We start from the raw sequence: 9348 nt of genomic DNA, 5'->3' as shown, positions 1-9348 counted from the left end.
GCCGGGGCGGCGTCCCGTTCGGCCTCCTGGATGGCGGTGGCCACCCGTGCCACGCGGTCGGCGGCCGTCCGGTGCCTGAGCACGGCCTCGGCCGCCTGCCAGGCGGAGTGCAGGGTGCGCGCGTCGGCCAGCTCGCGCTTCTGCGCGGCGGCCGACTTCTCCGCGGCGGCCAGCGCCAACGAGGCGTGCCGGTAGGCGAGTTCGGCCGCGATCAGCGCGCTGCGGTCGCGGGCGGCCTCGGAATGGGTGACGGCGTACGCGGCGGCGGTGACCCGCTGGGCGAGATCGGTGCCCCGCAGCCGCTCCCGGGCGGCCCGAGCCGAAAGACGTCGGGCCAGGGTGCGGGTGCGCCGCTCGGCGCCCGCGTGGATGTCCCGTGCCCGTGACCGTCCCTCGGCGGACTCGACGATCCGGCCCAGCAGATCAACGGATCCGGCGGTGAAGTCCCGTTCGGCGATCAACTCGGCCCGCCGCCCGAGCTTGTCGCCGAACCCGCCGACCAGGTCGGCCAGGCCGTCCGTGTCACGTGTGTCGGTGACGGCCCTCAGCAGCAGATCGGTGAAGTCGGAGTCCTTCTTCACCGCGAACAGTCCGGCGGCCTCGCCCTCGTCGGAGTTCATCTCCCGCTGGTAGCGGAAGAGTTCCGGGTCGAGACCGAGGTCCGTCAGATGCTCGTTCCAACGGTCGTGGATCTCCTCCCAGTGCACTTCGATGTGCGGATACGCCTTGCCCGCCTCGGTGATGGCGTCCCGGAAGCCCTTCATGGTCCGCCGCCGGCCCTGCGCGCCGGACGCGCCCTCGACGGGCGGCCGCACGGCGGTGGACTCGGCCACGGGCAGGTTGTCGAGGCTCAGCCCCGGACCGGGCCGGAAGGAGTACCAGGCCTCGGCGAACTTCCTCGGGTCGTTGGAGACCTGCCGCCCCCGCCACTCGCTCGCCTTGCCCACGACGACGCATTCACCGGTCAGCGTGTGCTGCCACTCCAGTGCGACGTGCCCGCAGTCGTCGGCGAGCAGGAACTTCCGCAGCACACCCGAGCTGGCACCGCCCAGGGTGTTCCGGTGGCCCGGCAGCATCACCGAGAAGATCAGCTTGAGCAGGACCGACTTGCCGCCGCCGTTCTCCAGGAAGAGCACACCGGCCGGTGCCGGCCGGCGCGGCGGCCCGGTCGGCTCCTCCTCGAAGAACTCCGCCTGCTGCGGCGCGGGGTCGGGCACGTACTCGCCCACACCCCGCAGGTCCAGCACGGTGTCGGCGTAACGCGCACCGGCCGGCCCGATGGAGTAGAGGCGGACCCGGGACAGCTCGTACATGGCGGCGGACTTTCGCGGTCGTAAGGGTGGTTCGTGCGGTGCGGTCGTGACGGCGGGCCGTCGGGTGTGGTCGTAGGGGCGTGCGGGTGGTCGTGGTGATCAGGAGTGGAACGGCAGGCCGGCGTCGGCCACCAGCTCCAGATCGTCGCTCTCCTCGGCGGGCAGCAGCGTGGCCGAGCCGTCGGTGACCGGCACGATGCCCAGCTCCAGCAGTTCGGCCATCGCGGCGCTGCCCGCCATGTCCCGTACCTGGAGCTGATAACGCGCGGTCGTCCGATACGTACCGCCGTTGTCGTCCCCGGTGCGCTGCAGGAACCCCGAGTCGGTCAGGAAGCCCACCGCCTTGCCGATGATGCCGGTGGTGGACCCGGCCAGTCGGCGCGCGTCCTTGGTGGCCCCGGTGGAGCTGCGTCTGGCCCAGATCCGCCAGGCCGACTCCAGGCTCGGCGCGTCGGTCGCCGGGTCGGTGTTCTCCCCCTGCTCCTCGGCCCGCTCCTCCAGCCGCCGGCAGGCCTGCCGTACGAAGGCGTCGACCCCGTTGACCGACACGCGCCCGATGTATCCGTCGTCCGCGAGGTCCTCCGGCCGCGGAAACGCCATCGCGGCCACCGCGAGATGCGCCAGACCGTGCAGGAACCGGTCCACCGAGTCCGCGGACGTCCGCCGCGCGTAGTCGCCCATCCGGACGGCGAACACCGAGTCCTCGGCCGCCGTCACCGCCATCCCCGCCCGCGGCGACACCTCCAGCACGACCAGCCCCAGCCCGGTGGCCACGGCGTCGGCGAGCCGGGCGAACGCCGGATCCTCCCGATACCGCCGCAGCAGCTCCCCGTACTCCTGGTCCCGGGCGGGCTGCAGCTTCGGCTGGAGTCCGAAGGCGACGAGCCGAGCGGCATCGGCGGCGTCGGCGGGAGTGAGGGCAGCGGCCACCGGAGCGGCAGCCGTCTCCGGCTCACTCCACTCGACATGCTCACTCACGGCAGGAACTCCTTGATCTCAGGGCAAGAGGGCGGGACGGCAGGGTCAGGGGCGCGGGGAACTGCGCGATCAGTCACGGACGACCCGCAGCCGACACACGACCGACGGCTCTCCGGCTCCGTCGGCGGAGCGTTCACGCCGCCTCCCGATCGGCTGCCATCCCCGCCGCATCCAACAAGGCCATCCCCACGATCAGATCGGCCCCGCCGAACTCGGGATCGTCCAGCTCCGTCCCGTCGTCCACGGCGAACAACAGCTTCTCCTCGCCCTGCCGATAAGCCGTACCGACCGGCGGACTCGCGGCGTGCACAGCCAACAGAGCTACCAGATACGGCAGTTCCGGATCCTGGAGCCGCGCCTCCGCCAGCAGCCCCGACAACCGCCGAGGCGCGTCCGCGGGCAGATCCAGCAGCACCTTCGCCGCAGCCAACTGCTCCTCGCTGAACCGGCTGTCGTCGGGCGTGGCGATCAGATCCGGCTCCGGCATCTCCGCCCCGAGGTGCTCCCGCTCCACCGGCGGCGTGAACAGCAGATCGACGAGGTCCCCCACCCGTACGGACCCGGGCGTACGCAGCCCCGTCCCGCGCGCGAAGAACGCGTCGGTCACCCGCCTGGCCTGCTCCACGGGCAGCGGAAGCAGCGGCGCGAGGAGGTGCCCGTAGAGATCCGTCCCCGAGGTCGTCATCGGTGTGGCGAAGGCCTGCCGGTCCTGCTCCGCGCGGAACAGCGGACCTGCCTCCAGCAGCCGGGACTGCAACTGCGTGTGCCGTCGGATGCAGTCCTTGACGATGTCGACAAGCTCCGCGGCGCGCCGCTTGTGCTCGGGCTCCTCGGACTCGTCGCGGGCCTTGCGGATGTTGGTGAGGATCGCGTTCTCGTGGCGGTAGCGGTCGGCGACGTGGTCGAGCGCCTCGGCGATCATGTCGGGCACGGTCTGGAGCCAGTCGACCGCGCGGACGTTGCGCCGGGTGGCGTCCAGCGCCCTGCGCAGCGTCTCCGAGTACTGCACGGTCCGGTAGCGCGCCTGCTCGGCGGCGAGCTGCGCGTCGGCGAGCCGGCCCCGGCTGATCAGGACCTCCAGCTTGACCTCGGCGGCGATCTGGGCGCTGGTGACATCGGTGTCGAGGGCACCCACGAGGACGTTGACGGCCTCGTCGGTCGTACGGAGGTAGACGCCGCCCCCGTAGCCGGGGACCTCCTCGATCAGCTTGAAGTCGTAGTCGCGGCGGACATAGGTGCCGTCGGGCGCGAACGTCCCGTACACGGCCCGGAAGCCGCGGTCGACACTGCCGACGTTGATCAGGTTCTCCAGGACCCAGCGGGCCACCCGCTCGTGTTCCTCGACGGGTCGGTGCGGGGCCTGGGCCGCGATGCGCGGGATGAGGCGGGCGACGACCTGGTCGTGGTCCGCGCCCGTGTCGAAGTCCATGTTCAGTGTGACCAGGTCGATGGCGGAAAGGGCGACCTCCGCCATGCCGTACACCGAGTACTCACCGGCGAGGTTCGCCTTGCGCGCGTCCAGGTCGTGCAGCGGCGCGGTGCAGGCGAGCGCGCGCAGCCGCCGCGCCAGTCCCTCGTCGGCGGCCGGGCCCGGCGCTGGGCGCGGCCCCGCGCCGAGCTGCGGCGGAACACGGTCCGTCGATGCGGGTGAAGTCACGGTGCACAGACTAGGTCCTGGGTCCGACAACGACCCAAATCGTTCCGCCGGGCGGGGCCGGGCACGGCGTCTCAGGGGACGTCGGCGACCCGTCGCCCGTACACGTCCACCAGGTTCTTCAGCGAATCGTCGAGGTAGTCCGCCAGCAACCGCTCGGCCTCGTCCCGGTCCCCCTGCTGCAGCGTCTGCAGGATGAGGAGATTCCGCGCCAGATACGGCTCGTACAACTTGCGTGGATTGTCCACCACGTGGAACGCCAGCCGGAGTTCGGCGAAGACACTGCGCATCAGCTCGTCGGTGCGGGCGCTGCCGGCGAGGGCGACCAGTTCGCGGTGGAAGTGGATGTTGGCGGTGGAGACACCTTTCCAGTCACCTTCACGGGCCTCCCGCTGCCCTTCCGCGACGGCTTCGGTGAGCCCGCCGAGGCCGTACGGCGGGGCCCCGAGGCCGCGTACGACGGCGCATTCGACGAGGCGGCGGGTGCGGTAGATGTCCTCGACGTCCTCGACGGTCAGCACCCGCACGAAGACACCGCGGTTCAGCTCGTGGACGAGGAGTCGTTCATGGGTGAGCAGGCGGAACGCCTCGCGGAGGGTGTTGCGGGAGACGCCGAGGGCGCCGCCGATGCTGTCCTCGGACAGCCGTGTCCCGGGCGGGAAGAAGCCCTCGGCGATCCGGCTCCGGAGGATGTCCGAAACCCGCTCGGCGGTGCTGGTGCGCCCCAGGAGGGCGCGGTCGTCGGCAAGTCCGGTCAGTTCGGCGGCCATGCCCGGAATTCAACCGCAGAGACAAGAACGAGACAACATGGGTATTGAAGGATCGTTCAACGATCCTCTACCTTGCTGGGCAGGTGCCGCACCGCCAGACCCCCGGCGCCACCCCGCTCCCGCTCCGGCTCCCGCACGACACGGCTCAGATCTCACGCACCCTCTCCCTCACCGCGAGGTGCCCATGAGTACGACCCCTCCCTCCCAGGCCCCGACCTCCACGGACCTGCCCGACACGGGTGGACCGGCCGGCGACGACGGCGCGTTCGGCTGGCTGCGCGCCCTCGGTCCGCGTGGCCGCCGCGCCTTCGGCGGCGCGTTCGGCGGCTACGCGCTCGACTCGTACGACTACTTCACGCTGCCGCTGAGCATGGTCGCGCTCACGGCCTACTTCGGCCTGGACAACGGCCAGACCGGGCTGTTCACCACGGTCACCCTGGTCGTCTCGGCGATCGGCGGTGCCGCCGCGGGCGTGCTCGCGGACCGGATCGGCCGGGTCAAGGCGCTGATGATCACCGTGGTGACCTACGCGGTGTTCACCGTGGCCTGCGGCTTCGCGCCCAACTACGAGACCCTGCTGGTCTTCCGAGCCCTGCAGGGGCTGGGCTTCGGCGGCGAGTGGGCGGTCGGCGCGATCCTGGTCGCCGAGTACGCGAGCGCCAAGCACCGGGGGCGCACGCTCGGCGCGATCCAGAGTTCCTGGGCCGTGGGCTGGGGACTGGCCGTGATCGTCTACACGACGGTCTTCACCTTCCTCGACGACGACCTGGCCTGGCGCGTGATGTTCTGGACCGGCGCGCTGCCCGCGCTGCTCGTGATCTGGGTACGCCGCTCCGTCGAGGACGCCCCGCAGGCCGCGGCCGCACGCGAGAAGAGCGCCGAGAAGGGTTCGTTCACCGCGATCTTCCGGCCGGGCACGCCCACCACGCCGGGCCTGCTGCGCACCACGGTCTTCGCGGTGCTGCTCTCCACCGGTGTCCAGGGCGGCTACTACACGCTCGCGACCTGGGTTCCCACCTATCTGAAGACGGAGCGGGGCCTGTCGGTCGTCGGCACCGGCGGCTACCTCACCTTCCTGATCTCCGGCGCCTTCATCGGCTACCTGACCGGCGGCTATCTCACCGACCGGCTGGGCCGCCGGCGGAACATCTGGCTCTTCGCCGTGCTCTCGGCACTGTGCATCCTGGCCTACGCGAACATCCCGAGCGGCGCCGACACCCTGCTGCTCGTGCTCGGTTTCCCGCTGGGGTTCTGCATGTCGGCGATCTTCAGCGGCTTCGGCTCCTTCCTCAGCGAGCTGTACCCGTCGGCCGTCCGGGGCACCGGGCAGGGCTTCACCTACAACACCGGGCGCGCGGTGGGCGCCGTCTTCCCCACCACGGTCGGCTTCCTGGCCGACAGCTGGGGCGTCGGCGGCGCGCTGGTCTTCGGCGCGATCGGCTACGGCCTGGCGGCTGCGGCCCTGCTCGGCCTCCCGGAAACACGCGGAAAGGAACTCGTGTGAACCACGTGACCACACAGGACCGCCTCTCGGACCGCGGCGAGCACGACCGTCCCTCTGACCGCCCCATGACCCTCGTCGACCCGCACGCGCACGCGTGGACCCCCGAAGAGGCGCGTGCCCGGTTCCGTTCGGGCGTGTCCGGCCCCACCGCCGGGGTCGCCGCCGGGCACACCCAGGCGAACCTCGTCTCGGTGCCCGCCGACTGGGCGTACGACATGCTGCTGTTCTGCCAGCGCAACCCCAAGCCCTGCCCCGTGCTCGACGTCACGGACGCCGGTGCGTGGACGACCCCGCTCGCCCGGGGCGCGGACCTGCGCACCGACCTGCCGCGCTACCGCGTCTGGGAACACGGCGAGTTGACGGCCGAACCGACGGACGTGGTCGACGTCTGGCGGGAGGACCTCGTGTCGTTCCTGATCGGATGCAGCTTCACCTTCGAGTGGGCGCTGACCGGGGCGGGCGTTCCGATGCGCCACATCGAGCAGGGCCGCAACGTCTCCATGTACGTCACCGGCCGCGCGTGCCGGCCCGCCGGGCGGGTGCGCGGCCCGATGGTGGTGTCGATGCGTCCGGTGCCGCCCGAGCACCTGGCGGCCGCGATCCGGGAGAGCAGTCTGCTCCCGGCCGTGCACGGTGGCCCGGTGCACTGCGGCGAGCCGGCGGGCCTCGGCATCGCGGACCTGTCCCGCCCCGACTTCGGCGACCCGGTGGTCGCCGAACCGGACGACATCCCGGTGTTCTGGGCCTGCGGGGTGACACCCCAGGCCGCGGTGATGGCCTCGCGCCCACCGTTCGCGATCACCCACGCACCGGGCCAGATGTTCCTGACCGACGCCCGCGACGAGCAGTACCGCGTCCTTTGACGAACAAGCGGGAGAATGGCATTCATGAGCTCCATCGATCTCAACGCCGACCTCGGCGAGGGCTTCGGCCGCTGGACGCTGACCGACGACGAGCAGCTGCTGTCCGTCGTCACCAGCGCCAACGTGGCCTGCGGCTTCCACGCCGGGGACGCGGTCACCATGCGGCGGGTCTGCGAGCTGGCGGCCGAGCGCGGCGTACGGGTCGGGGCCCAGGTCTCCTACCGCGACCTGGCGGGCTTCGGGCGGCGCGCGATGGACGTGCCGCCCGCCGAACTGACGGCCGAGGTGGCGTACCAGATCGGTGCCCTGGAGGTCTTCGCCCGCGCGGCGGGCACACGCGTGTCGTACGTGAAGCCGCACGGCGCGCTCTACAACCGGGTCGTGCACGACGAGGAGCAGGCGGCGGCGGTGGTCGCCGGGGTGCTCCTCGCCGACACCACGCTGCCGGTCCTCGGCCTGCCCGGCTCACGCCTCCTCGAACTGGCCGAGGGGGCCGGCCTGCCCGCCGTCACCGAGGCGTTCGCGGACCGCGCGTACACCGACCGGGGCACTCTGGTGCCGCGCGGCCAGGAGGGCGCCGTGATCACGGACGCCGACGCCGTGGTGGAGCGGTCGCTCGGCCTGGCCCGCTCCGGCACGGTCGTGTCCCGCTCCGGGGAGCGCGTCCCCGTCCGGGCCCGTTCCCTCTGCCTGCACGGTGACACGCCGGGCGCGGTGGAGCTGGCCCGGCGGGTGCGGGCCGAGCTGGCGGCGACGGGCGTGCGGGTGGAGGCGTTCTCATGAGGGCGCTCCCGGTCGGGGACCGCGCGCTGCTGATCGAGGTGGGCACGGGCGAGGAGGCCGAGGCGCTCCACGCCGAGCTGCTGCGCCGCCGCGCGACGGGCGAGCTGTCGGCGGCCGAGATCGTCCCCGCCGCCCGTACGGTTCTCCTGGACGGCCTCGACGACCCGTCCCGCCTCGCCGGGCGCCTCGCCTCCTGGGACATTCCGCCCGTCCCCCCGCGCGCGGAGGAAGCCGTCGAGATCCCCGTACGGTACGACGGCCCCGATCTGCCGGACGTCGCCGCCCACTGGGGTGTCGACGTGGCCGAGGTGGCACACATCCACGCGGCGGCCGAGTACCGCGTGGCCTTCTGCGGCTTCGCCCCGGGCTTCGGCTACCTCACGGGGCTGCCCCGCGAGGTCCCGCGCCGGGCGACTCCGCGTACGGCCGTCCCCGCGGGGTCGGTCGCCCTGGCCGGCCCGTACACCGGCGTGTACCCGCGCTCCTCCCCGGGCGGCTGGCAGCTGATCGGTACGACGGACGCCGTTCTGTGGGACCACGCGCGCGTGCCGGCCGCTCTGCTGGCGCCGGGCACCCGGGTCCGCTTCACACCGGTGGCGGTGCCGTGACCGACCGCGCCCTCGTCGTCGTCCGGGCCGGTGCCCTGACCACCGTCCAGGACCGGGGCCGCCCCGGCCACGCCCACCTCGGCGTGCCCCGCTCGGGCGCCCTGGACGCGCCGGCGGCCGCCCTGGTCAACCGTCTGGTGGGCAACTCCCCGGACGCGGCCGTCCTGGAGACCACCCTCACCGGCTGTTCCGTGCGGCCCCGCTCGGCGGTCACCGTGGCCGTCGGCGGTGCCCCCTGCCCGGTGACCGTGGACGGCCGCCCGGTGGCCTGGGGTGCGCCCGTACGGGTCCCCGGCGGGGCGGTGCTGGACATCGGGGCGGCGCGCTGCGGCGTACGCGGCTATCTCGCCGTCTCCGGTGGTGTGACCGTGGAGCCGGTCCTCGGCAGCCGCTCCACGGACCTGCTGTCCGGCCTCGGCCCGCCGCCGCTGACGGACGGCACGGTGCTCCCGCTCGGCCGCCCGAGCCGCCTCCACGCGCGCGTGGACGTCGTCCCGCACCCGGCGCCGCCCTCGGAGCTCGTCCTGCGCGTCACCCTGGGCCCGCGCGACGGCTGGTTCACGGACGCGGCGCTGCGCACCCTCACCAGGAGCCCCTACGCCGTCTCCTCGGCGAGCAACCGCATCGGGCTGCGCACGGAGGGGCCCGCCCTGGAGCGCTCCCGGGCGGGTGAACTGCCCAGCGAGGCAATGGTGCTGGGCGCCGTCCAGGTGCCACCGGACGGCCGCCCGGTCGTCTTCCTCGCCGACCACCCGACCACCGGGGGCTACCCGGTGATCGCGGTGGTCCACCCGGCGGACCTGCCCGGCGCGGCCCAGGCCGTGCCGGGCACACCGGTGCGGTTCGTCGCCGTACGACACCGCCGCTGACCGGCG

At 72.9% G+C, this 9348-nt stretch carries 8 protein-coding genes and 1 pseudogene; 5 read left to right on the top strand and 4 right to left on the bottom strand.

Annotated elements, in window-relative coordinates:
- The 4 genes and pseudogenes from AWZ10_RS24640 to AWZ10_RS24625 form a co-directional block, all read right to left on the bottom strand.
- A pseudogene (locus AWZ10_RS24640) lies at positions 1-1313 on the bottom strand (hypothetical protein); the annotation flags it as partial.
- A gap of 99 nt (positions 1314-1412) precedes the next feature.
- The gene (locus AWZ10_RS24635) at positions 1413-2291 is read right to left on the bottom strand and encodes a hypothetical protein (RefSeq protein WP_046702519.1); all 879 of its coding nucleotides are present in this window, start codon (positions 2289-2291) and stop codon (positions 1413-1415) included.
- A 133-nt stretch (positions 2292-2424) separates the two neighbouring features.
- Positions 2425-3948, bottom strand: a complete 1524-nt coding sequence (locus tag AWZ10_RS24630) for a hypothetical protein (RefSeq protein ID WP_046702518.1) — start codon at positions 3946-3948, stop codon at positions 2425-2427.
- Positions 3949-4019: 71 nt separating this feature from the next.
- Entirely contained in the window at positions 4020-4715 is a 696-nt protein-coding gene (locus AWZ10_RS24625; RefSeq protein ID WP_046702517.1) for a GntR family transcriptional regulator, read from the bottom strand.
- A gap of 184 nt (positions 4716-4899) precedes the next feature.
- Here AWZ10_RS24625 and AWZ10_RS24620 point away from each other — a divergent pair, with 184 nt between their 5' ends.
- The 5 genes from AWZ10_RS24620 to AWZ10_RS24600 all read left to right on the top strand — a co-directional run bounded on the left by AWZ10_RS24620 (position 4900) and on the right by AWZ10_RS24600 (position 9342).
- A complete protein-coding gene (locus AWZ10_RS24620; protein ID WP_046702516.1) occupies positions 4900-6219 on the top strand; it encodes an MFS transporter in 1320 nt (439 codons plus the stop codon).
- A gap of 65 nt (positions 6220-6284) precedes the next feature.
- Positions 6285-7082, top strand: a complete 798-nt coding sequence (locus tag AWZ10_RS24615) for a putative hydro-lyase (RefSeq protein ID WP_046702522.1) — start codon at positions 6285-6287, stop codon at positions 7080-7082.
- A 24-nt stretch (positions 7083-7106) separates the two neighbouring features.
- Positions 7107-7865 (top strand): LamB/YcsF family protein, encoded by a 759-nt coding sequence (locus AWZ10_RS24610; RefSeq protein WP_060892052.1) that lies wholly within the window; start codon positions 7107-7109, stop codon positions 7863-7865.
- Positions 7862-8473: a 5-oxoprolinase subunit B family protein gene (locus AWZ10_RS24605; RefSeq protein WP_046702514.1), complete on the top strand. Its 612-nt coding sequence runs from the start codon at positions 7862-7864 to the stop codon at positions 8471-8473. Before AWZ10_RS24610 ends, AWZ10_RS24605 begins: the two co-directional genes overlap by 4 nt.
- A complete protein-coding gene (locus AWZ10_RS24600) occupies positions 8470-9342 on the top strand; it encodes a 5-oxoprolinase subunit C family protein (protein ID WP_046702513.1) in 873 nt (290 codons plus the stop codon). Before AWZ10_RS24605 ends, AWZ10_RS24600 begins: the two co-directional genes overlap by 4 nt.
- The last annotated feature ends 6 nt before the right edge of the window (positions 9343-9348 follow it).

Origin of the sequence: Streptomyces europaeiscabiei (assembly GCF_001550375.1) — a bacterium.
Taxonomy (GTDB): Bacteria; Actinomycetota; Actinomycetes; order Streptomycetales; family Streptomycetaceae; genus Streptomyces; species Streptomyces europaeiscabiei.
Note: the sequence above shows the minus strand (reverse complement) of the source record. Positions and strands in the feature narration are given on the sequence as shown.

Coding starts and splice junctions, on each gene's coding strand:
- AWZ10_RS24625 (WP_046702517.1), bottom strand. CDS start 4,715: ATGGCCGCCGAACTGACCGGACTTGCCGACGACCGCGCCCTCCTGGGG.
- AWZ10_RS24620 (WP_046702516.1), top strand. CDS start 4,900: ATGAGTACGACCCCTCCCTCCCAGGCCCCGACCTCCACGGACCTGCCC.
- AWZ10_RS24615 (WP_046702522.1), top strand. CDS start 6,285: ATGACCCTCGTCGACCCGCACGCGCACGCGTGGACCCCCGAAGAGGCG.
- AWZ10_RS24610 (WP_060892052.1), top strand. CDS start 7,107: ATGAGCTCCATCGATCTCAACGCCGACCTCGGCGAGGGCTTCGGCCGC.
- AWZ10_RS24605 (WP_046702514.1), top strand. CDS start 7,862: ATGAGGGCGCTCCCGGTCGGGGACCGCGCGCTGCTGATCGAGGTGGGC.